The organism is Staphylococcus sp. 11007852, assembly GCF_011394325.1.
Lineage (GTDB): Bacteria > Bacillota > Bacilli > Staphylococcales > Staphylococcaceae > Staphylococcus > Staphylococcus agnetis.
In genome coordinates, this window is the sequence record NZ_JAANBJ010000020.1 from 1 (window position 1) to 23,809 (window position 23,809).

A 23,809-nucleotide genomic window follows, 5' to 3' on the forward strand; every position below is an offset into this window, starting at 1 on the left:
CGTTTTGTTGGCTGTTTTAATTTATAGGATTGTTAACCCATCCCCTTATATGAAATAGAAGACACATTCTTAACGTCTATCAATCTTACATAGATTTAATGGAGCACTCACAGACGCTTTCACTTGAAATGAGTAATAAAATTGCGCTCTAACTGTAGCTTCATTTTTCAAAATATGACATATCAATTTAGCATATTGATACAATATGCAATAAAATTATTAAGGATATGAAAGGAGATGGCCACCCCTAAATTACGTCCACTCTTTATGTAAAGAAAAACTAAGGGAATGGCAATGATTAAATAATCAATAATTTCAATCCAATTCGATATTTCGATTAAATGCATCGCAGAAAACAGCACTATAGAAACGATGCTCATCACAATAAAATTAAGCTTCTTACCTAATTCACCGATTAAAATATGCCTAAAAAATATTTCTTCAACAATAGGCCCGGCAAATACAATTAATAGAAAGTTATATAATGTAAGCTCAGGTATGGATAACAATTGGTTAATCACTTGTTCATTTTGAGTTGTTTCTGTCGTGTATATATTTGGAAATAGGTCTTTCACCCAACCATAAGCCCAAGCCACTTCAAAAGTAACTATATAAGCGCAAATGATCCATAGCCAATAACATTTCAACCCATTCCACCACTGTCGCATCCACGTTTTGAATAAGTCGATGTTAAGGCACAAAAAGGCAGTAATGACTAGGATATAGGTGAACAATTGCGTAAGAACGTTAATTTCATCTATTCCAATGAGCGTAAAGTTTTCTATAAGAAGTGCTTCTTCAAAAATTGCCTTAGTAAAAACGATATAAATTATAGTACCGATAAATGTGACTATGATGATTGGCACCAGACTAAAATCACGCCATCTGATATCTCGCCAACGATATTTCTCCATACATACCTCCCAAATTCTAAAATTTTATATCAATATGGTCATTATAAATACCAATATGTTATAATCCTATATAAAATTTGAAAGGAAAACAACTATGCATCAACACAATGTTCCAAAATACTCCGAAGCTATTATATTTTTAAATGACTGTCATAAAATGGCACTTTCTTTTCAACTGCTCTACAGAGAAAAGCCTGAAGATGCACATGACCTCTTGCATACGTTACACGCTACTTTAACAACAGCCTACAAACATTTACCCCCTCCACAGTCGACTTCATCTCCTTCGTATGACTATGCAACATTTTACCAATGTATTCACCATTTATATCACAACCCCTTAACACGTATCGATATAGGAAATCAAATGTGTGTGACACAAAATTATATAGATCACATCTTACACGCAAAATCGCACCTCCAAACCTAAAAATTAAAAATGTAAGCGTTTTAATCTCTTTTCATATATAATTAATTTAACACTATCTCTTTTACAATGAAGGAGGTTTAACGATGTTAGGATTTTCTGTTTATCTTGGTACACCGCTGAATGTAAACAATATATCACAAATGATAGCGCTTGGTTATGATACCGTGTTTACCTCTCTCCAAATACCCGAAGAATTACATATCGCACCACAATTTGAAGCGCTATTATCACAATTATCTCATCATGATATCACACTCATTATAGACACGAATGAATCGAATATTACATCACAGCTTTTTTCGCAACTCGCTAAATATCCCTCAATAGAATACGTCATTCGTATTGACGAAGGGACTTCCCTTTCATTAGTGAACGCCATTATACAACACGCACATAAGTGTTGTATCAATGCAAGTACGGTTTCTGAGCACTTTTTAAATATCATAAGCTCACATCCACGAATTCAACCTCATCTCATTTATTTGCATAACTATTATCCACGACCTGACACCGGATTGAGTCGCTCTTTTTTACAAGATCAAAATATACGCATACGCAACTATCATACCGACGCTCAAATATTAGCTTTTATTCCAGGGGAGACATATCGTGCACCCCTCTATAAAGGTTTACCGACTTTAGAATGTACTAGACATTGTCATCCTTGTCTTGCCGCACTCACATTAAAGGCTTTAAATATTGATGGCATCATTATCGGTGACCTATCTGTATCTACAAGAACTGCACAACGTTTAGTTCAAATGATTCAACATAATCATTTTATTTTACCGTGTCACCTTGTTAATGGTGTAGATGACGCATTAATTTTAAAAACACACCAATCTAGACCTGATTGCGCGGCACATGTCATTCGTTCCCAATTTTCTCGCCAACATGTGGACGCATCTATCCCACCTTTCAACATTGAACCTAGAGCTAAAGGCACCATCACGATTGATAATGAACGCAATGGCCGTTATATGGGGGAACTCCAAATTACAAAAATCAATTTAAAACCGCATCCGCATGTTAATGTTGTAGGCACGCTTACTAAAGAAGGTTTACCTTATTTAAATTATTTCGACGCGTCAACTACATTTACATTTGTTTTAGCGGAGGAGGATGAGTGATGAACCAAAAAATAACAGAACAAAGTAATCCAAGATCATTACATTTAGATGAAATGTCTACAATTGACATACTCCAACTCATGAATGAAGAGGATCAAAGGTTAACTACAATTATCGGTCAACATTTACATGAAATCGAACGTGTCATCGCATTGACGACGAAAGTTTACCAAAATGGGGGGAAGGTCATCTATATAGGTGCGGGTACGAGTGGACGTCTAGGTGTTCTCGATGCAGCTGAATTAATCCCAACATTTAACGCAGACCCCAACCGTTATTTCGGATTAATAGCAGGCGGATTCGAAGCAATGACACGTGCGATTGAAGGTGCTGAAGATTCAAAAACACAAGGTGCTCAAGATTTAAAAAATGTAAACTTAACTTCTCAAGACGTTGTTATTGGTATAGCTGCGAGCGGTAGTACACCTTATGTATTAGGCGCATTAACTTATGCACAAAATATCCAATGTCATACAGTTGCATTAAGTTGTAATCATAACACGCCTATTAGCAAGCATGCTGACATCCCTATTGAGATAGCAGTTGGTCCAGAAATCGTAACAGGCTCTACGCGATTAAAAGCGGGATCCGTTCAAAAAATGATTTTAAATATGATTTCAACTATAACAATGGTTCGCGTTGGAAAAGTTTATAACAATTTAATGATTGATGTTCAAGCAACGAATGATAAACTCATCGATCGTGCGCTTCATATGATTCAAATGATTACTGGTTTAGATACTCTTGAAAGTAAAGCATTATATGAGGCGGCTCATCATCAGGTCAAAACTGCGATTGTTATGCATTTTAAAGAGATGCGTTTTGACGACGCAGAACACTGCCTTAAACTTCATCATGGCGTCGTGAAGGATGTATTGAAATCAAAAAACTTGTAAGGGGATGTGTCATATGCAAAAAGAAAAAGTACTTGCTGAACAATTGATATTACATGTCGGAGGCGTGGACAACATTCGCTCTATCATCCACTGCATGACGCGCATTCGATTAGATATTCGGGATAGTGATAAAGTAGATAAAGTTGCGATTAAAGACACTGAAGGCGTGCTTGGCATCGTTGAGGATGAAAGATTGCAAATTGTTGTTGGCCCTGGTGTCGTCAATAAAGTTGCAAGTCATATGGCTAACATGACAGGTGTAAAACTTGGAGAAGAGATTCCTCAGGGCAACGCTCAATCGCTTGAAGCACATACGAAAGCTAAATACCAGTCCAAACCTAACCTGTTTAAACGCATTGCCAAAACCATTGCTAATATTTTTATTCCTTTAATTCCCGCTTTTGTCGGCGCCGGATTAATAGGTGGCATTGCAGCAATTCTCAATAATTTACTAAGTGCAGGTACAATTGAAGCAACATGGATTAAACAATTAGCACTCGTTTTCGATATTATTAAAAATGGAATGCTCGCTTATTTGGCAATCTTTACAGGATTTAATGCCGCTCGAGAGTTCAATGCTACACCAGGATTAGGCGGCGTCATTGGTGGTACGACGTTGCTAACAGGTATGTCTCCCGAGAACCCATTGCCTAACATCTTTACACGCGAAGGGTTATTAGCTGGTCAAGGCGGTATCATTGGGGTCATTCTAGCTGTATGGGTTTTAAGTCTCATCGAACGACAATTACACAAAATTGTCCCTAATGCTGTAGATATCATCGTAACACCAACCCTTACATTACTCATTGTAGGTCTATTAACCATTTTCATTTTGATGCCTATCGCAGGTTGGATTTCAGATGGTCTTGTAGGCGTTGTGAATGGCGTCATTAATCATGGCGGAATATTTAGCGGTTTCATTATTGGCACTTTTTTCTTACCGCTTGTGATGTTTGGCTTACATCATATATTTACACCCATTCATATTGAAATGATTAATCAATCTGGTGCCACATACCTTTTACCGATTGCAGCAATGGCAGGTGCTGGACAAGTGGGTGCATGTTTAGCATTGTGGTATAAAAGTAAACGCAACCTTTTACTGAGAGATGTATTAAAAGGTGCATTACCTGTAGGGTTCTTAGGGATCGGAGAACCCCTTATTTACGGGGTCACTTTACCACTTGTAAGACCGTTCTTCACTGCTTGTATTGCTGGTGGTATTGGAGGTGCCGTTATAAGCGGCATTGGTCATATTGGGGCAAGTGCAATTGGTCCTAGCGGGCTTTCTCTCTTACCACTCATTACACACAACATGTTTTTAGGCTATTTAGCAGGTTTACTTGCTGCTTATGTGAGTGGATTTATACTTACATTTTTATTTGGTTCACCTAAACCACTTATCGATCAATTTGGTAAATAATAAAATACAAAAGACCCTCAAAATTTGTTAAACAACTTAATTTTGAGGGTCTCTTGTATTGACATTAAACGTTTCAAATCAAACGTTAACGTATTATAGTTTAAATTCCTCTTTACTTAATTTATGGTAACCTCTCATAAAGAAGAAGAGCGCCATAAATCCTAAAAATACAAATCCAATAATGACAGAAACACGTGTTTCAGCATTGATGACCATTCCAATTAAAACGAGCATAAAAAATGCAATCGTTAAGTAGTTAGAAAACGGAGCAAATGGCATTTTGAAAGGATGATCTTGAATTTTTTCAGGATATTTTCTTCTGAATTGAATATGACTGAATAAAATCATAAACCATGGAATCATACCTGGTAAAATTGAGGCACTATATACATAAACGAATATATTCTCTGCACCATCAATGATTAAAGGTAAAACAATATTTAAAATAACGCCAATGAAAATACCAATTGACACAGCAATAACCGTATAGAAAGGTACCCCATTTTTCATAACACGTGTAAAGATTTTTGGTAAGTGACCATGTTGCGCTAACGTATATATCATACGACTTGAGCTGAAAATACCCGCATTACAACCTGACATTGCTGCTGTTATCACGACAAAGTTAATTAAACCAGCTGCAATCGTAATACCAACTTTAGAGAAAGTTGCGACAAATGGACTACCAAGATCTTGAAGCTGATTCCAAGGATAAACTGTAACGATAACAAAAATAGCACCAATATAGAATATTAATATACGCCAAATGACTCCATTCACTGCACGTTTAATGTTCTTTTGAGGGTCTTTTGTTTCCCCAGCAGTAATCCCTATTAATTCAACACCTTGATAAGAACCAATGACAATTGATAATGCAAAGAAGAATCCCATGATTCCATTTGGTAAAAAGCCACCATGTGCCCATAAATTGCTTAAACCAATTGGATTCCCTCCATTACCTAATCCAAAGAATATTAAACCGAAACCGGCAATAATCATTAAAATAATTGTGACAATTTTGATTGTAGCAAACCAGAATTCAAATTCTCCAAATGCTTTTACAGATACTGCATTAGCTGCAGCAAGTAAAATAACAACGATAACACCTGGTATCCATGTGGGTAACTCGGGCCACCAAAAATTCATATATTCACCGACCGCTATAACTTCAGACATCCCAACTACAATCCATTGGAATATATTTGCCCATGATGTAACATAGCCTGCAACAGGATGTATGTAATCCGTGGCATAGTTTGCAAATGATCCTGTTGTCGGATATAAGTAAACCATTTCACCCATCGCACGCATTACTAAAAATAGAAAAATTCCGGCAATTAAGTATGCGAAAATAACAGCAGGTCCTGTCCATTTAATTGTGCTCGATGCCCCCATGAATAGGCCTACACCGATTGTACCGCCAAGTGCGATCATCTGGATTTGTCTCGAACTTAGCCCTCTGTGTAACTCTTGATTATCTTTCATGATAACTCCCCATCTCCTTAATATTATAAGGGTTTTCTAATTTTCCATCATGACGCTATTATACTACAATTTCAAAAACTGAAAAGTGTATTTTTTAAAATTTTGTAAGTGCTTTCATAAAATATATTGCATTTTTCACCTAAAAACAATTGTGCTAGGCGACCAACCTTTGTCCCTTTAAAGTGTTATGAAAACGCTTTTATAAAATATTATTCACTTGCACAACATCATAACCTAAAGCAATTGCTAAAAATTATTTGTGATTATATTCACAAATATAGTTGCACCCTTTATAATGTAGAAGTATATCTTATAAAGGAGTGCATGTCATGGAGGATCGAAATATTAAATGGGATAAAATTTTTTATGGACGAACATGGATTGCGAATATTATAGATACCATTCAAACGAAAGACATTTTAGAAAGTTTTTATTTTAAACGGTATTTACTACGTGCAATGATGGCTGGTTTCATCATTAGCATTATTAGTGTATTTGTATTAATGGTAAAAACGACGTTTGCGCCTGACTTAGGCCCCGGCATTGTAAGTATGATTAGTGCGATAACATTTAGTTTTGCACTCGTATTGATACTGTTCACCAATTCTGAACTACTCACGAGTAACTTTATGTATTTTACTGTAGGTTTATATTATAGACTCATAAAACCTTACCGCGTCGGTCATATCTTTATGTTATGTTTTATTGGCAATGTGGTAGGTGCGTTTGTGCTATTCAGTTTAATGCGCGCAAGTGATGTGATGACACCAGAGATGGTCACTTTACTCGACAAAATTATAGCGACAAAAATTCATGATTATACATTTCATAATATTTTGGTACGTGCTATTTTCGCTAACTTTTTTATAAATATTACCTTAGTCATTGCGATGCAAATAGATGATATATTAGCTAAAATGTTTGTAATGATGTTCGGAGTTACGATTTTTGCATTTATGGGCTATGAGCATGTCATTTATAATGCCTGTCTCTTTGCTGCTGGTGTCCTTTATAATATCGAGCATATGGCATTATGGCCAATTGCAAAAAATATCATCGCCGCATTTATTGGTAATTACATTGGTGGCGGACTCATTATCGGGTTATTTTATGCCTATTTAAATGATCATGGTCAATTTAAAGCACATCGTTTTAAATAAATTGCGGTCACTCTATGTTATAATGAACAAAAAATCCAATGAAGGAGTTCATTATGGAAAAAAGTCGCTTCGTACGCGGTGCGATAACCGCCATCTTAATAGGTATCATATTTTATATCGTAAATATGATTCAAAATCAGAGTGACGTCGGTAGCTTGCTGTTACGTACACTATTATTTATATGTATTTTTTATATTCTATATATAGTACTTTTTAGCATCTTAAATTCGGATCAACGTAAACGTCAATATGGCCCTCCGCTAATCATTTGTTTAATTTTAGGCCTATTAATAGGAAATATGATTCAGTTTCCACTTGCTGGCTTTGCTATTGGCTTGCTACTTGCATTACTTATTGGCTATTTCATTGGATGGTTTAAAAGGAGAAATTGATGATGTCCACACAAACAATTGGCATTTTAATCATTGTCATACTTTTACTCAGTTTTATTCCGAATATATATCTGTTATATAAAAGTAAACAACAACATACACCATCGACACGCTATGCATTAATGGTTGGTGTAGATGCAATCTTACTTGTACTTGTAATCACTGCACTTGTTCTTTTAACTTAAATATATGAAAGCCTTCAAAAATCGTAATATCTACGACTTTTGAAGGCTATTTTTATATTTTCCCTTGTAATAAGAAGTAATATGCTAATGTTGCACCTATGGCATATAGAATTAGCCCTATCAAACATGAAGTGACGTGCACTTGCATTGGTATATGACGTTGAAATTTAGGGGCGAGCACTAAGTTCCCAAAAACAATGATAAGTGGCGCAACAATAAAGAATAAAATCATTTCAACACTCATTTTAAGCCACCTTGAAAATAACGTTCTATAATTTTTGATAAATGAATATCTTTATCCAATAACGTAATTTGGGAAAAATCACTCACTTCTGTCATAGGATTGGTATTCACGATGACATCTAAACCAGCTGTAGCTGCCGCTGTTGCCCCATTAACCGAATCTTCAATCGCTAAACAATATGTCGGACTAAAATTCAACGCTTGCACAGCGCTTAAATATAACTCCGGATCAGGCTTCACATCTGATACATCTTCTCTTCCTTTTATCACACTGATATACGGTTGGATACCCAGTTCTTCTACTAAAGGTGCAATATCAGCACGTGCACTGCTTGTAGCAATGGCCATTGGAATGTGTCGTGCGTGAAGCTGTTCCATTAACGTTTGAATCCCCGGTCTCAGTGGTAGTTGACCTGCATGACTATGATGCGCTTTATAAATCTCTCTAACTTTTTGCTCACCAAAAACATCAATTAAATGTTGATGTAAAGCAAGCGCGCGTCCCCCGATATTTGCTCTATAAAAGTCCAATGTTACCGGTGACGCGTTAGCTTCAATTAAATGTGTATTGATCACTTCATAAAGATGTTGTTCTGTATCTATAATCGTACCATCAAAATCAAAAATGACTGCTCGATACATGTTGTGCCTCCTTGAAAACCATTTACATTCAGTGTAGCAAATCTCAACCTATGATTCACGTCTCACTAAAATCCAGGCTCTACTGTCGCAAATTCATAAGTGATAAAATTTTGTCTATAATACAACGATTCAAACCATTGTCGATTGATTACACCTGAATGTTGATGAGGTAAGTGGTCATGTATGTCCAATATCGTAGGCATATCCGCTTTTTTTATTGCAAAGGCGTGATGATGCACATACCCTTTTCCAGGTCTCACTTGAGGACCATCTTGTTGTATTAATACAATATCACTGTAAAACCCTTCCTCATTGAGCGTATAAATAGTCTCTTCAAAATCTTCACGTTTACGATATCCTAAATGTGCCGTGAGATAATGAGCTGTTGATGCGATATCCTCCACGTGTATTTCGATTGGCCCCATACCCAAAATCGTTGCAGCCGTAGTCGAAGTTTCTTCATTAGTTATATGCCAATGCGCCGGTAACTTGTAACCTTCATTTGCTATCATGACGAAAGATAGCGTTTCTGGATCATCGAAATAAAGCGCATCTTGATGTAAATATATTCCACGTTGTGTTGATATACCATGTTTTTCTAATTTAACCTCAAATAAATCTAACATGTTACGATCCTGTACTAAGAGTCCTATACGCGCAATCATATTCGTGCCTTTATACACTGTTCCAGCTAATGGAATTTCAAAAAAAGTTAATAACGTTCCTGGATCACCGCTAGCATTACCATAAAAAATATGCGGCATGGTTTCATTATCTTGATTAACGGTTTCTTTAATTAAATCGAGTCCTAATACGTCTAAATAAAACGCTTTGTTACGTGTGATATTTTTTGTGTACATGGATATATGATGGTGACCTATAATTTTAGACAAACGACTCACTCCTTTCATCTTCAACCATAGTATACTTTTTATATCCTTGTCACGCTATGATTTTACATTAACATCACGAAACATACGAGTCCTATCAAAATAATTGAACAAGGAAATGCAATGGTTTGAAACAAGCGAATTTTACGCATCGATAACTGAGATTTAAGCAAGCATGTTTCAATCAAAAAATTAAATAACGTAATAACAAACGTTAATACGATTAATAACGCAACGCCATTATCATATTGGTTCACAAATCCTACTGAAAGCATCATCATCGTAATGAAAAGCGTGAAGGTAATAAAATAGTTTTGTAATATTTTAGTCACCATATTCTCAAACCCTTTCACGTTTTAATAAAATTTACTATTAATTTAAAAATATTTTCGCACAACCTAATTCAAATGTAAAGAAGCCCGAAATGAACGGTGGTGAAAAACAAATTGTTTTAATTTTTTTGTTCTTAACGCCTCGCTTTTCTGGAAGCAATCAAAGTCATGTTTTCATTTCTCATACAAACACCCCAATAAAGTTTTCACTTTTTAAGTGTCCACTTTATTGGGGCATATCTTGTTTAGTTGAGTTTTGAGATATACAAAATCGTTATGTCCAAATCCTTTTTAACTCGCAATGCAACTGAAAGCCCATGTGAGTTTTAAACTTTTGTTTGTTTTAAGGGTTTGATGATTTTTTGTTGCTTATCAAAACGTGACGACCAATAACGTGCAAGCGTTGGCCCTGTAATACAATGAACAAAACTAAACACCGCTCCCGGTACTGCTGCTAAAGGATTGAAATGTACCGTAGCTAACGAAGCAGCTAAACTTGAATTTTGCATGCCAACCTCAATAGACAACGTTTTTTTATCTTCATAATTCAATTTAAACAGCGCTGATAACGTATAACCGATCACATACCCTAAAACATTGTGTAAAATAACGACGGCAAAAATGAGTAAACCTGTTTCTACAATTAATGTTTTACTACTTGCAACAACCGTCCCTAAAATCACCGATATCGCTATGACAGAGATTAAAGGTAAAATATCATCTGTTTTCTCAGCAACTTTATAAAAAAGTCTTTGAATAACCAATCCTACGATGATTGGGATCAATACAATTTTAGATACAGATTCAAACATACTCATAAATGAGACATCCATCCATTGATGTGCCATTAAAAACATCAGTGATGGTGTAACAAATGGAGATAATATCGTAGATACAGAAGTGACTGCAACCGATAAAGCGACATTGGCTTTCGCTAAGTAACTGATAACGTTACTTGAAGTTCCACCAGGGCAACATCCAACGAGTAAGACACCAATGGCTACTTCAGGTGGTAACTGAAATAGTTTTACAATGAAATAAGCAAGTAATGGCATAATTGTGTATTGTAACACCACACCAATAATGACAGGTTTAGGGTATTTAAATACAATTTTAAAATCTTCTAATCGAATGGATAACCCCATCCCTAACATGACGATACCTAAAAGATAGGGTATCCATGGTGTAAAAGTAGTAAATGCAGATGGCAAAACAAATCCAATAAAACTTGTTAGCAACATCCATAATAAAAATGTTTTTGAAGCAAATTGTCCAATTTGTCGTAGCATTGTTGTCACCTCGTTATTATTTTAATATTCAGAATATTAACACAATGAATAACGAATGACAACACTATTTATGTAAATAAAATAGGAATGCGAAATGTTTACGTCTTTAGTCCTAATGCTTTTTGAAATTTAGAATGATACAATAGATTTAATAAATCACATTTAAAAAGAGGAAATGTCATGCTTATTGATAAATTAGAAAGCTATACCCTTCATATCTCTGAGTTAAATCGACGCAAACATCGAGCTCAATTAAGTCAATTGTTAAAACATGTGAATCTACCTTCTCCACTTCAACACGAATTTATTAAGACTCAGAAAACGTATGTACTTCGTGTACATATTCAAAAACAGACATTACCCTATTTGCTGAGCTTTTTAGGATTCCATCACTATGTTATTTATCAAGTGATTCGTTCAAAATTCGAACAAGAATTGATACCTTTTGATCAACTCGCATTGACAGAGCGTCGTTTTGAATTTTACATTGATGGCTTAACAGACCCATTTATTAAAGATAAAGTCATTGATATTCTTCACCATGGTACAACGCTACAATTAAAATATACTATACGTAAAAATATTTTAACTTTAACATCAACACTTGAAGAAGCAGGCACAATGTTAAGTCTATTAGCGTGTCACCATATTGATATCTATCAAGCATACGCGCCGTCACATCCACAATCTCATATTACGCGTATCTCATAAAAGTTTTGAGCTTTAAATTAAATAATATAGACGATTTGCCAATGATGAATCTTTTTAAATACACGATGGTAATCACGATCAAGCATTGACTTTAAAATTTTTAAAACCTGCAAAATTCATTCTCCAGAATTTTGCAGGTTTTATGTTGAACTCGAGGCTACTGCCCTGATTCATTGAGTGTTTGTTCTTCAATATACCGCTGCATCGTATCAAACATATTTTCAAAACCGTGTACAGTACTATCATGATATTCTTTCTTTTTTTGTTTATATTCAAGTTGCGTTAAACGTCTTTCTTTAGGCACTTCACTTTTGTAGAAAAATGTCATTTGTGTAATGCCCGGACTGCGTTCTTCGAAGTACACATTGATATCGTCTTGTTGATCACTGAAATCAGGCATTTGAATCGTTAAACAAAGGTGTTCTCCTGGAATTAATGTTTGATAAGTACCTTCTACACGTATTTTTTTACCTTGGCGTTGGTCAATAATTAAATAGTGACCCCCTTCAGTCACATCACTTTCGATTGTTTTATTCGATCTTGATGTAGTCATAAACCAGTGACGCAACATTTCAGGATCTGTCCAAGCTTGATAAGCAAACTCAGGTGAAGTTTTTAATAATCGAACTATTTTAACTTCGACCCGTTCATTTTGCGTATTATTCATGGCGATTCTCCTCACTTTAAAACCTTTTTCTCTATCATTAAACATCCTATTTATGATTCATTACCATATCTTACTAAAATGTGTATGCATCATAGTATTATAAACATTGCATCGCGCTTAAAAGTCTCCCATTTAGAGATTGAGTGACACTATCTTCTCATCTAATAGAAGGTGTACCATTATCACTGCACTATGAACTGTTATCGTTGCAATCTCACTAAATTCCTTCATTATACCCTTTAGCCATTTATATACATACTATTTGCTTTTAAGTCTTGGTAAGTTAAAGATGATGGCTACAATCCCACATAAAGCTAACATTACTGGATAAATAGAATATGGGACTAACATCACAGGTGAAATACCCGCAACACCTGCTGCTGCAATCAGCTGTGGGCTATAAGGGATAAAACCTTGCCATGCACTACCAAAAATATCTAAAATGCTGGCCGATTTACGTCGATCGATTTCATATTCATCAGCGATATCTTTGGCTAATGGACCTGACATAATAATAGAAATCGTATTATTTGCAGTAGAAATGTCCGCCACACTTACGAGACTTGCAATACCAAATTCTGCGCCTCTACGTGATTTAATTTTACTTTTCACTTTGTGCAATAGCCAATTAATCCCACCATTATGCTCAACAAGTCCTATCATTCCACCAATTAAGAGCGCGATGATTGCAATATCTTCCATCCCCACTATACCTTCTGAAGCAGCTTTTAAAAACCCTGCTAAATTAAACGAACCGTCAGCAATGCCAATTATTCCAGATAGTAAAATCCCACCTATCAATACGAGCACGACATTAATGCCTATTAAAGCTAATATCAATACAAGTAAATAAGGGATGATTTTAATAAAATTGTAATCATAACTTTGTCCATGATTAACGTGGTTACCGAGTGTAAGTACCCATAAAATGATGATTGTAATCATCGCACCCGGTAAAACGATACGAAAATTCACTTTAAATTTATCTGCCATTTGTGTACGTTGCGTTCTCACTGCCGCAATGGTCGTATCAGAAATCATCGATAAATTATCGCCAAACATCGCACCACCTACCACAGTAGCCATCGCTAATGCAGCTGGAATGTCTGTCGCTTGACTCAACCCAAATCCTACAGGCGCTATCGCTGCCACTGTTCCAACCGATGTTCCCATCGATATCGAAACAAACATACAAATAATAAACAACCCTACTATCAATAAATTTTGTGGAATCATCGACAATCCAAAATTGACAATAGATTCAACTCCACCCATTTTTTCAGCAGTTTTAGAAAAAGCACCTGCTAATATAAAAATAAACATCATTAAAATAATATTAGGATGACCAGCACTTTTTGCGAACACTTCAACTTTGTGCGCAAAATTTTCTTTTCGGTTCATCAATAGCGCCATAATTACACCAATAATTGCTGCTACATTGAGCGGCATAAATGTAAAATCTTTCGTAATTATACCTGCGCCTAAAAATATACAAATAAATACAACTAAAGGTAGTAAAGCCCAACCATTCATTTTATCTTTAAAATCTGTAGACATTTTTTTCTCCTCACAAAAATTAAGGTCAAACTCTAATAGTACATCATGCGCATACATACTATTAGGGCTTGACCTGATATCGTTTCTCGAACTTCTTATCTTCAGCCTCAAAGCTTCTGGAATTGGCACACGCATGACCATGTTGCCGAAGTTTCAAAGGGCCAGTCCCTCCACTTCTCTTGATATGAAGTATTTAATTTTACTGTTAAACTTTACATGAAATTTTGTAATTCGTCAATCTCTATGATGATTTCAAAATGAGTTGAATGGCATTTACGAAATAGTCTGTGACATTTTCAAAAATACGTTCATCTGGTTGATATAACGGATGATGTAAAGGATAGTCACTTTCGGAGCCTATCATAGCAAAATAACTTGGTGCTATCGCCTGATAACCCGAAAAATCTTCTCCTATTGTCAGTGGACGCACCAACTCCTTAGCATCATAGCCCGCTTCTTTAGCGGCTTGAACTGCGAGCTGATGGAGCGCCTCTTCATTATTAACAGCTTTAGTTATTTTGAGATACTCTAAATCAATCTTAGTGTCAAATTGTGTAGCAACACCTTTGCACATTTGTTTCATACGTGTTTCAACTTTAAGCTGTGTGTCATGGTCAAATGTACGTACAGTTCCCTCTACGATTGCATGATCAGGAATGACATTCCATGTCTGCCCACTGTGAATTTGACCAATAGTTACAACTGCTTCCTCGTAGGGAGCAATATTACGACTCACAATACTTTGAAAACTTTGAATCAATTGTGCCACGATGATACTCGGATCTTTAGCATCTTGCGGCATCGCCGCATGGGCTCCTTTAGCATGAACGATAATTTTAAAGCGATCAACATTTGATGTCATGATTCCAATTTTAGAGCGCCACTGACCTACTTTTAAAGTTGGATCATTATGAAATCCTAAGATGGCTTTTGCACCATTTAAGACACCTGTTTCCACTACACGGTTTGCACCAAACCCGAGTTCTTCAGAAGCTTGAAAGATGATACGCACACGACCATTTAATTTAGATTCCATCGTTTTAAGTCGTTCCACTGTGCCAAGTACACTCGCCATATGAATATCATGACCGCACGCATGCATCACGCCCTCAGTACGCGATTTAAATGCAACAGTCGCTTGTTCATGGATTGGAAGTGCGTCAATATCAGACCGTATCGCAATCATTGAATCACCTTGCCCTACTTCTGCAATCAAACCTGTTTGAAGTGGAACATCCAAAATTGACACATCCATATCTCGTAATATCGCTTTTAATCTTTTAGTTGTTTGAAACTCTTCATTAGAACGCTCGGGATACATATGAAAGTGACGTCTCCATGAGACCATTTGATCAAACCGATAAGACATAGAACTCCCCCTTATTGATTATTTAACAATGACCTAAAACGCTGAGATGTTATTAACACGTTTTGAATGAATAGTCATATTATCTCGTATACAGCATCTTACTTTCAATAAAATTTCCATATATCCTCATTATCATCAAGCATGCCTCATTCTAATACAAAACGTTCTCAAAATTTATTCAAAAATAAATTTCAAGAACGTCATATATCAATGTATTTTATCAAATTTAAGCTAGTGCAATGTCATGATTGATGATTACTTTACCATCTTTTATTACTTTTTCAACATGATTAATACCATAATGATATGGAATATATTCATGATTTGGCGCATGCCATATCACAATATTTGCTTTATCCCCTTTATTAATAGTGCCTGCATCCACATCTATTGCTTTCGCTGCGTTCACTGTAACTGCATTCCAAATTTCATTCGGTGATAATTTTAATTTCAACGCCGCAATAGCCATTACCATTTGAAGATTATTTGTTACGCAACTTCCGGGATTAAAATCCGTTGCAATCGCTATGGCACCATTGTTTTCAATCATACCTCGTGCATCAGCATAATCATTTTTGCCTAAGTAAAAGGTTGTTCCAGGCAATAGTACCGCTACCGTATCTGAGTCACTCAATTTTGCTTTATCAGTATCGCTTGATGCTACGAGATGATCTGCTGAAATGGCTTGTTGATCAATCGCGAGTCCTAATCCACCAAGAGGATCAATTTCATCGGCATGAATTTTAACTTTAAAGCCTTCTTTTTTAGCGGCTTCCATGTAACGTTTAGATTCTTTAATAGTGAATACACCTGTTTCACAAAAAATGTCTGCAAAATCGGCATAGGCCTTTACTTCAGGAAGCAAGGCAATCATGTCTTCTAAAAATGCTTCATTCGATGATGCATCTTTGGGTACTGCATGAGGGCCTAAAAACGTATGACGCATATCCAAATTATATTTGTCTTGTAAGCGACGTGATACTTTAAGTTGTTTCAATTCATTTTCTTTATCTAAACCATAGCCACTTTTACTTTCAACTGCTAATACACCATGGTGCATCATTGTAAGTAAATCATGCTCTGCCTTTTTGAATAAATCATCTTCACTCGTTTGACGTGTTGCTTGTACTGTTGAAAGGATGCCCCCACCTTGTTCTAATATCTCAAGATAAGACACGCCTTGACGTTTTAAAGACATTTCATGTTCACGTGACCCTCCATGTACGAGGTGCGTGTGCGCATCTACTAAAGCTGGTGACACCACTTTGCCTGTCGCATCAATTGTATCTTTTGCTTCATAATCCTTTGTATAAGGTCCCGAATAAACAACTTTGCCGTCTTTAACAACCACTGTTCCATTTTCTACGATGTTCAGTTTATCTAAGTCTGCACCTTTTAAAGGACGTTCTGTTGATTTGGGTAAAATTAATTGTTTAATGTTTTGGATTATTAAATCATTCATTATTTGTCATCACCTTTACCTGTTATCATTGGAATATCTACACCCTTATCTTTGGCAGTATCAATCGCAATGTCATAGCCTGCATCCGCGTGTCTTACCACACCCATACCCGGATCTGTCGTTAATACTCGTTTTAAACGACGTTCTGCACGCTCAGACCCATCAGCAACGACAACCATACCTGCGTGAAGTGAATAACCCATACCAACACCGCCACCATGATGTACAGAAATCCATGAACCGCCTGCCGCAGTATTCACAAGCGCATTTAAAATTGCCCAGTCACCTACCGCATCTGAACCATCTTTCATCGCTTCTGTTTCACGGTTGGGTGAAGCGACTGAACCTGAGTCTAAGTGATCTCGTCCAATTACAATTGGCGCAGATATTTCACCTTTACGTACCAGATCATTTAATGCGAGACCCATTTTTGCACGGTCGCCATAACCGAGCCATGCGATTCTAGATGGCAATCCTTGAAACGCAATTTTCTCACTTGCCATATCGAGCCAACGCATTAATTTTTCATCTTCAGGGAATAACTCACGCATGAGTTGATCCGCACGTTCAATGTCTTTAGGATCTCCAGATAAAGCTGCAAAACGGAACGGTCCTTTACCCTCACAGAACAATGGACGAATATATGCGGGCACAAAACCAGGAAAGTTGAATGCGTCTTTTAACCCTTGGTCGAAAGCGACTTGACGAATGTTATTGCCGTAATCAAACGCTATGGCACCTTGTTCTTGAAATTGCAACATGGCTTCAACATGTTTTTTCATAGACTGAGATGCTAATTGCACATATTTTTCAGGATTTGCTTCACGAAGTTGCACAGCTTCCTCTAATGAGTATCCTTCAGGTACATAACCATTTAATGGATCATGCGCAGACGTTTGGTCTGTTACGATATCAATTTTGAATTGGCGTTTCAAAATTTCATGATGTATTTCAGCCGCATTGCCTACTAATCCTATAGATAACGCTTGACCATTATTTTTAGCTTCTTCTGCTTTTTCTAACGCTTCATCTAACGAATGCATCATAATGTCACAGTAGCGTGTATCGATGCGTTTTTGAATACGTGACGCATCTACATCTACCCCGATGACCACCCCTTCATTCATCGTAACTGCTAACGGTTGTGCACCTCCCATGCCACCGAGACCCGCAGTTAATGTAATGGTTCCTTTCAATGAACCGTTAAAATGCTGATTCGCACATTCTGCAAACGTTTCATAAGTACCTTGTACAATGCCTTGAGAACCAATATAAATCCAACTTCCAGCGGTCATTTGACCATACATCATGAGCCCTTTTTTATCGAGTTCATGGAAATGTTCCCAGTTCGCCCATTTTGGTACGAGCACCGAATTGGATAATAATACACGCGGCGCTTCTTCATGTGTTTTGAATACTGCGACTGGCTTCCCTGATTGAACGAGCATTGTTTCATCTTTTTCAAGGCGACGTAACGTCTTAACGATAGCATCAAAAGCTTCCCAATTACGCGCTGCTTTACCAATGCCTCCATAAACCACGAGTTTGTCTGGATGCTCTGCCACTTCTGGATCTAAATTGTTATAGAGCATACGTAAAACAGCTTCTTGTTCCCAACCCTTACATTCAATTTCGAGGCCTTTTTTCGCTTTAATTTCTCTAGACATTCTTCATCTCTCCCTTTGTTTAAAATATGAGTAACGCAATTGGTATTGTAATGAGTAGCGTGAGTGCAACACGTATAAACCAAATGACGACTAACTTCCATAATGGAATATGTATCTCTGTTGCTAAAATACATGGCACTAGTGCCGAGAAGAATATAATCGCCGACACACTTGTAATCGCAATGACAAAACGTACTTCCAGTGCTGTTTTCACAACAAGTAATGAAGGTAAAAACATTTCAATAATAGAAATTGCTGAAGCTTTAGCCAACACCGCTTGATCTTGAATAGGAAATATCATAACAAATGGATAAAAAATATAACTCATCCAATCTATAAGTGGTGTATAATGCGCCAAAATTAACCCTAAAAAACCAATAGATAATATCGACGGTAAAATCGCAATGGTCATTTCTATTCCATCACGTACATTGAGCCAAATATTCTTAAATAATGGTAATGATTGGTGAGACTGACGTTTCGCTTCTTCCCAAGCAACAATGAGACGATTACCTTCAATGTTTGTGGGTGATTCCCCTTCTTGATTTTTATAATAATCTTGGCTTTCATTTGAAATAGGTGGCAAATGGGCTGTGATTGCTGTTACTACAAATGTGATAACTAAACAAAGCCAAAAGTACAAATTCCAATATCCCATTAAATTCAATGTCCGTGCCACAATCACCATAAATGTGGCGGACACAGTAGAAAAGCCCGTTGCGATAATGACCGCTTCTTTTTTATTGTACATACCGTCTTTATAGACACGATTCGTGATGAGTAGCCCAAGAGAATAGCTTCCTACAAATGAAGCGACTGCATCAACAGCAGATTTACCTGGCGTTTTAAAAATAGGCCGCATTATAGGTTCCATCAATACACCTATAAATTCGAGTAAGCCATATCCTACGAGTAATGATAATGCGATTGCACCAACAGGTATTAATACACTCAGTGGCAACATCAATTTTTCAAATAAGAATGGAACATAATTCGGACGAAACAAAAATGAAGGTCCAAATTTAAAGACGTACATTATACCTATGATTGCACCACAACATTTAAAAAGCACAATCACTGCTTCTGTTTTAGATTGAGCAAAATCCTTACGTATCATTGGTACGATAGCCCCTAACATGATGAGTCCCAATGCTACATAGGGCATCGCATGACCTAATCGCGCACGTATGGCTAAATAAATGTGATCCACTATAATAGTTTCTGTTCCACGAATCGATATAGGTATAAAAAAACAAATCATACCGATGCAGCTCAATAACCAAAAACGCCACATTTTATAGCCTTTTATACGTTCTAACTTTTGAGGTTGCGTCATTTTAATACACACCCCTTCAACCTCAATCTCCCATTATCATGGAAACAATACCAATCATTTCTTCCTTGTGCCATGCACTGTAAGCATGGCATACATGAATATTTAAAATGGTTCGAACCATCCACACTTTTATTGTAATATGTTAAGATATTAATGACCAATATAAATAAACTAATTATTAATAACTTAAAACTATAAATGGACGGTGTTGAGATGAAAATTGTTCAACTGGAATATTTTATTGAAGTGGTGAACCAAAATAGCTTTACAAAAGCTGCGCGCACATTGCATATAAGTCAACCCTCTTTAACCGCTACCATTAAAAAAATGGAAGATCAATTAGGCTACGCATTACTGAAGCGAACAACAAAAGATATTTCAATTACCGAAAAAGGCATTCAATTTTATAATCATGCCCAAAAATTAGTGAACCAATATCATTTAACTTTAGAACAAATGTATGATTTAAAATTGAGTCAAACACCAAAAATTAAACTCTCTATTCTCGAATCAACTGCTCATTGGGTTGCTACAGTTATAAAACAACATCAACTTGAACATGTCGATCAACATTATCAAGTTACTGAAATTTTAGATTTAGATACTTTAACGCAACATTTACTTGATTTTGAAATTCATTTAGGGCTGTCCAATGACAAAATTAAACATGAAGCAATTACATCCATCCCATTATATACAGAAGATTATGTCGTATTGACACCAAGAGAAACATTTAAAGGGCAAACGTCATTATCCATTCAAAATTTACCTTTAATTGTACCAATACAGCCCTATCAAGTAAGAAAACATATTGATGACTATTTCACACATTTGCAAGCACGTCCAAATATCGTCATGGAAGTAGAACGCTTTGAAATGGCGACAAATTTTGTTCATCAGCAAATGGGCTATGCAGTGATACCTAGAATTTACTACCAATCATTTAAGACTAATCACCTCGACGCCATTCCTATTCAACCTAAAATAGAGCGAACTATATATATTAATGTTGCTAAAAACAGACAATTCACGCCCCAAATGACAGCGCTATTAGACAAAATTCAAAATTACTGGGCGGTACATCGTATATAGAAGTGGTTTTGTTCATGATGCAATGTTTTAAGATTTTGAGCGCTTTCCTACGGCACTCGAGTCATTCTCGACATGCTTAAAGATTATAAATTTGAGAAATCTCTCAATAAATCACTCATTGTCAAGCATTGAGTCCAACCTTTTTAAATCATCAAAAAGCCAGCCACACTCATATTTAATGACTGCAGCTGGCTCATTTTGGCGCCTAACACGACTGTACTTGTCTAAATATCGATTTTACGAATAGTGGATAAAATGAGACAAGAATTGACCAATAAGTTTAGCGGTACGTTGATCGACATCATAAGTAGGGTTCATCTCTGCGATACTTACTGTCGTCACATTATCAAATTGAAGAATACGTTTGGCTAACGAGAGTACACAATGGGGTGTCAAACCGAGTACAGCACTTGCACTAACCCCGGGTGCATAGGCGCTATCTATCACATCCATACAAATTGTAAATAAAATGACGTCATGGTGTGTAATAAAGTGCTCGATTTTATCTTTAATCCGTGGATCAATATGTTCCACTAGTTCATCTGCTAAAACATACTGAGTTTGCGTTTCTTCCGCATAACGAAATAAACTCGATGTATTCCCAGGTCTTTGAATACCTATGACAAAGTAATCTAAATTGGAATCTTCTTCTATCATTTGTCGAAAACTTGTGCCTGATGTTGACTCCGCTTCTTTGCGCGTATCAAAATGCGCATCTATATTAATAACGCCTATAGATTGATTTGGGTATGCAGCTCGCACACCTAAATACTGAGCATAAGCGATGTCATGTCCCCCGCCTAACAAAAAAGTACGCTGGTGATTTTTGATTAATTGATGCACATATGTACCAAATATTTTTTGAGTCTCAATAAGTTGTGATTGACTATGTGTTAAATTGCCATAATCGATAATGGACGTTTCCGTCGCAGCAGGAAGATTAGCGAAAGCTTTCTTAATAGCGTCCGGTCCATCTTTTGCACCTGTGCGTCCCTTATTTAATTCAACACCTTTATCAACTGCATAACCGAATAACGCGATACCATTGGCTTGTGACGCGATATTATGAATATCACCGAAATGTATGGTTTGAAAATGGCGAAAAGATTCACGTTCGACTTCACTATCTAATCTCCCCGTCCATACATGACGTTGTGGCGATTGGTACATTTTAAGCATCCCCTTTCAATAGAATCAATAACGTGAGATTTCATGACTACTATTATCATCTGACCTACAGCTAAGCGTGGTTTCTAATCATAATACCTCTATATTATACCCTGTTTAATTCAATATAAAAACGCTTTCAAGGTTATACTTTTATTACAATTAGATGATAATTTCATGCATCAATTTATTTATTGTAAATATACCGTTATAATGTAAGCTAGATTCTAATATTGACTTGATATGATTTGTACTTAGTGCGTTTCATATTATTAAAAATGATAATTTTGCGTACCTTGAATATGGAGGATTAACTATGAAGCATTCTCGTATATCTGGCTTTCAATGGGCATTGACGATATTCATTTTCTTTGTTATTGCATATGCGAGCCCGATAATTTTAAGAGATTTTCAACAAGCATCTGGTTTAAAAAACTTTGTGTTTTCACTAAATAGTTTAGGACCATTTATTGCTGCAATTGTTTTTATACTCATCTTTAAGCATAAAAAAGAACAGCTTGAAGGTTTCAAATTAGGCATCAATTTAAAAGTGATTGAACGCCTTATCCTTGCCTTAACATTACCTTTAGTAATTTTTATTATTGGTATGTATAGCTTTAACACGTATGGTAATAGCTTTATTTTATTACAAGCAAAAGATTTATCAGAAACCGTTTGGACTATATTAATCGGACATCTTTTTATGGCATTTTTCATTGAGTCCGGTTTTCGTGCGTACTTGCTCAATATCGTTGAAAGACGTTTACCATTTTTAATCGCAAATGTCGGTGTAAGTTTACTTTACCTCATTTGGGATGTTAACACTGCGTTTGGTATGCCATATACGATGTACAGTGCAATTTATGTTTTCTCATTCTCAATGCTTGTCGGTGAACTTGTTAGAGGTACAGGGGGGCATGCCATTTATATTGCTACCCTCTTCCATGCGGCAATGTCATTCGCCAAAGTGTTTTTCTTTAGTGAAGAGATTGGCGATGTCTTTTCTATGCAAGTCCTTGCCTATGCAACAGCAGCAATTGCCATCATCGTGATACTTTTCAGTTTAATTAAGCGACTTATCATGCCCCGTCATGAAGGCGATGACGATGATACGCCGATGTTTAATAAGCAGTCACGCGAAGCTGAAATTGAGGAAGCGGACAATGCAGCGAGACATGCTCACGATACCTCTGAAACTGAAAATCATGAGAACGATACTGAACATGAAGCATTAACGACGAAAACGCATGACCAAAATGCACATGTGAGTGAAGAAACACGTGCACGTGCAATTGTTCAGGAAGATGAACCACAATCATTCAACCGTCAACATAGACATATACGTCGTTAAATGAACTTAAAAAACAATA

General features: G+C 36.3%; 24 protein-coding genes and 1 riboswitch. Of the genes, 10 read left to right on the forward strand and 14 right to left on the reverse strand.

Annotation, left to right across the window (positions count from 1 at the left end; genetic code table 11):
* Positions 1–182: 182 nt before the first annotated feature.
* Positions 183–914 (reverse strand): CPBP family intramembrane glutamic endopeptidase, encoded by a 732-nt coding sequence (locus G8Y85_RS05205; protein ID WP_165805527.1) that lies wholly within the window; start codon positions 912–914, stop codon positions 183–185.
* Positions 915–1,008: 94 nt separating this feature from the next.
* Here G8Y85_RS05205 and G8Y85_RS05210 point away from each other — a divergent pair, with 94 nt between their 5' ends.
* The 4 genes from G8Y85_RS05210 to G8Y85_RS05225 all read left to right on the forward strand — a co-directional run bounded on the left by G8Y85_RS05210 (position 1,009) and on the right by G8Y85_RS05225 (position 4,793).
* The gene (locus G8Y85_RS05210) at positions 1,009–1,344 is read left to right on the forward strand and encodes a hypothetical protein (RefSeq protein WP_107371335.1); all 336 of its coding nucleotides are present in this window, start codon (positions 1,009–1,011) and stop codon (positions 1,342–1,344) included.
* 83 nt (positions 1,345–1,427) lie between these two features.
* Complete coding sequence (locus G8Y85_RS05215) at positions 1,428–2,474, forward strand: MupG family TIM beta-alpha barrel fold protein (protein WP_165805528.1); 1,047 nt, start codon at positions 1,428–1,430, stop codon at positions 2,472–2,474.
* Positions 2,474–3,370: an N-acetylmuramic acid 6-phosphate etherase gene (gene murQ / locus G8Y85_RS05220; RefSeq protein ID WP_165805529.1), complete on the forward strand. Its 897-nt coding sequence runs from the start codon at positions 2,474–2,476 to the stop codon at positions 3,368–3,370. The genes G8Y85_RS05215 and murQ overlap by 1 nt, the downstream gene beginning before the upstream one ends.
* A 13-nt stretch (positions 3,371–3,383) precedes the next feature.
* Positions 3,384–4,793 carry a PTS transporter subunit EIIC gene (locus G8Y85_RS05225; protein WP_165805530.1) on the forward strand — a complete coding sequence of 470 codons (1,410 nt, stop codon included), beginning with the start codon at positions 3,384–3,386 and terminating at the stop codon, positions 4,791–4,793.
* 93 nt (positions 4,794–4,886) lie between these two features.
* On the opposite strand, the gene G8Y85_RS05230 is transcribed toward G8Y85_RS05225, so the two are convergent.
* The gene (locus G8Y85_RS05230; RefSeq protein ID WP_037566646.1) at positions 4,887–6,278 is read right to left on the reverse strand and encodes an amino acid permease; all 1,392 of its coding nucleotides are present in this window, start codon (positions 6,276–6,278) and stop codon (positions 4,887–4,889) included.
* A gap of 329 nt (positions 6,279–6,607) precedes the next feature.
* Between G8Y85_RS05230 and G8Y85_RS05235 the strand changes: the two genes are divergently transcribed.
* The 3 genes from G8Y85_RS05235 to G8Y85_RS05245 are packed head-to-tail and all read left to right on the forward strand — an operon-like array spanning position 6,608 to position 8,015.
* The gene (locus G8Y85_RS05235; protein WP_060551665.1) at positions 6,608–7,438 is read left to right on the forward strand and encodes a formate/nitrite transporter family protein; all 831 of its coding nucleotides are present in this window, start codon (positions 6,608–6,610) and stop codon (positions 7,436–7,438) included.
* Between the two features lie 53 nt (positions 7,439–7,491).
* Positions 7,492–7,830: a hypothetical protein gene (locus G8Y85_RS05240; protein ID WP_060551666.1), complete on the forward strand. Its 339-nt coding sequence runs from the start codon at positions 7,492–7,494 to the stop codon at positions 7,828–7,830.
* 2 nt (positions 7,831–7,832) lie between these two features.
* Positions 7,833–8,015, forward strand: a complete 183-nt coding sequence (locus G8Y85_RS05245) for a hypothetical protein (RefSeq protein WP_103345622.1) — start codon at positions 7,833–7,835, stop codon at positions 8,013–8,015.
* Positions 8,016–8,067: 52 nt separating this feature from the next.
* On the opposite strand, the gene G8Y85_RS05250 is transcribed toward G8Y85_RS05245, so the two are convergent.
* From G8Y85_RS05250 to G8Y85_RS05270, 5 genes are all read right to left on the reverse strand, one after another.
* Entirely contained in the window at positions 8,068–8,259 is a 192-nt protein-coding gene (locus tag G8Y85_RS05250) for a hypothetical protein (RefSeq protein ID WP_060551668.1), read from the reverse strand.
* Positions 8,256–8,900, reverse strand: coding sequence for an HAD-IA family hydrolase (locus G8Y85_RS05255; protein WP_103345623.1), 645 nt, complete (start codon positions 8,898–8,900; stop codon positions 8,256–8,258). The genes G8Y85_RS05250 and G8Y85_RS05255 overlap by 4 nt, the downstream gene beginning before the upstream one ends.
* 65 nt (positions 8,901–8,965) lie before the next feature.
* Positions 8,966–9,793, reverse strand: coding sequence for a VOC family protein (locus G8Y85_RS05260; RefSeq protein WP_241954751.1), 828 nt, complete (start codon positions 9,791–9,793; stop codon positions 8,966–8,968).
* 62 nt (positions 9,794–9,855) lie between these two features.
* Positions 9,856–10,125 carry a hypothetical protein gene (locus G8Y85_RS05265; RefSeq protein WP_060551671.1) on the reverse strand — a complete coding sequence of 90 codons (270 nt, stop codon included), beginning with the start codon at positions 10,123–10,125 and terminating at the stop codon, positions 9,856–9,858.
* 323 nt (positions 10,126–10,448) lie between these two features.
* Entirely contained in the window at positions 10,449–11,411 is a 963-nt protein-coding gene (locus G8Y85_RS05270) for a bile acid:sodium symporter family protein (RefSeq protein ID WP_060551672.1), read from the reverse strand.
* A gap of 180 nt (positions 11,412–11,591) precedes the next feature.
* On the opposite strand from G8Y85_RS05270, the gene G8Y85_RS05275 reads away from it, so the two are divergent.
* Positions 11,592–12,122, forward strand: coding sequence for a hypothetical protein (locus G8Y85_RS05275; protein ID WP_085622651.1), 531 nt, complete (start codon positions 11,592–11,594; stop codon positions 12,120–12,122).
* 157 nt (positions 12,123–12,279) lie between these two features.
* Here the strand turns inward: G8Y85_RS05275 and G8Y85_RS05280 are convergent, their stop codons facing one another.
* The 6 genes from G8Y85_RS05280 to G8Y85_RS05305 form a co-directional block, all read right to left on the reverse strand.
* A complete protein-coding gene (locus tag G8Y85_RS05280) occupies positions 12,280–12,789 on the reverse strand; it encodes an SRPBCC family protein (RefSeq protein WP_103345625.1) in 510 nt (169 codons plus the stop codon).
* A gap of 258 nt (positions 12,790–13,047) precedes the next feature.
* Complete coding sequence (locus G8Y85_RS05285; RefSeq protein WP_165805531.1) at positions 13,048–14,346, reverse strand: Na+/H+ antiporter NhaC family protein; 1,299 nt, start codon at positions 14,344–14,346, stop codon at positions 13,048–13,050.
* A gap of 92 nt (positions 14,347–14,438) precedes the next feature.
* Positions 14,439–14,535: riboswitch (SAM riboswitch) on the reverse strand.
* A gap of 52 nt (positions 14,536–14,587) precedes the next feature.
* Entirely contained in the window at positions 14,588–15,715 is a 1,128-nt protein-coding gene (locus tag G8Y85_RS05290) for an amidohydrolase (protein WP_165805532.1), read from the reverse strand.
* A gap of 226 nt (positions 15,716–15,941) precedes the next feature.
* Positions 15,942–17,177, reverse strand: a complete 1,236-nt coding sequence (gene hutI / locus G8Y85_RS05295) for an imidazolonepropionase (protein ID WP_165805533.1) — start codon at positions 17,175–17,177, stop codon at positions 15,942–15,944.
* Positions 17,177–18,844, reverse strand: coding sequence for a urocanate hydratase (gene hutU, locus G8Y85_RS05300; RefSeq protein ID WP_165805534.1), 1,668 nt, complete (start codon positions 18,842–18,844; stop codon positions 17,177–17,179). The genes hutI and hutU overlap by 1 nt, the downstream gene beginning before the upstream one ends.
* Positions 18,845–18,863: 19 nt before the next feature.
* On the reverse strand, positions 18,864–20,180 hold the full coding sequence (locus tag G8Y85_RS05305; protein ID WP_165805535.1) for a YjiH family protein: 1,317 nt from the start codon (positions 20,178–20,180) through the stop codon (positions 18,864–18,866).
* 213 nt (positions 20,181–20,393) lie between these two features.
* On the opposite strand from G8Y85_RS05305, the gene G8Y85_RS05310 reads away from it, so the two are divergent.
* Positions 20,394–21,272, forward strand: a complete 879-nt coding sequence (locus G8Y85_RS05310; RefSeq protein ID WP_060551680.1) for a LysR family transcriptional regulator — start codon at positions 20,394–20,396, stop codon at positions 21,270–21,272.
* Positions 21,273–21,509: 237 nt separating this feature from the next.
* Here the strand turns inward: G8Y85_RS05310 and hutG are convergent, their stop codons facing one another.
* Complete coding sequence (gene hutG / locus G8Y85_RS05315) at positions 21,510–22,442, reverse strand: formimidoylglutamase (protein WP_060551681.1); 933 nt, start codon at positions 22,440–22,442, stop codon at positions 21,510–21,512.
* Positions 22,443–22,755: 313 nt separating this feature from the next.
* Between hutG and sdpC the strand changes: the two genes are divergently transcribed.
* On the forward strand, positions 22,756–23,790 hold the full coding sequence (gene sdpC, locus G8Y85_RS05320; RefSeq protein ID WP_165805536.1) for a peptidoglycan release complex CPBP-like subunit SdpC: 1,035 nt from the start codon (positions 22,756–22,758) through the stop codon (positions 23,788–23,790).
* Positions 23,791–23,809 lie beyond the last annotated feature (19 nt).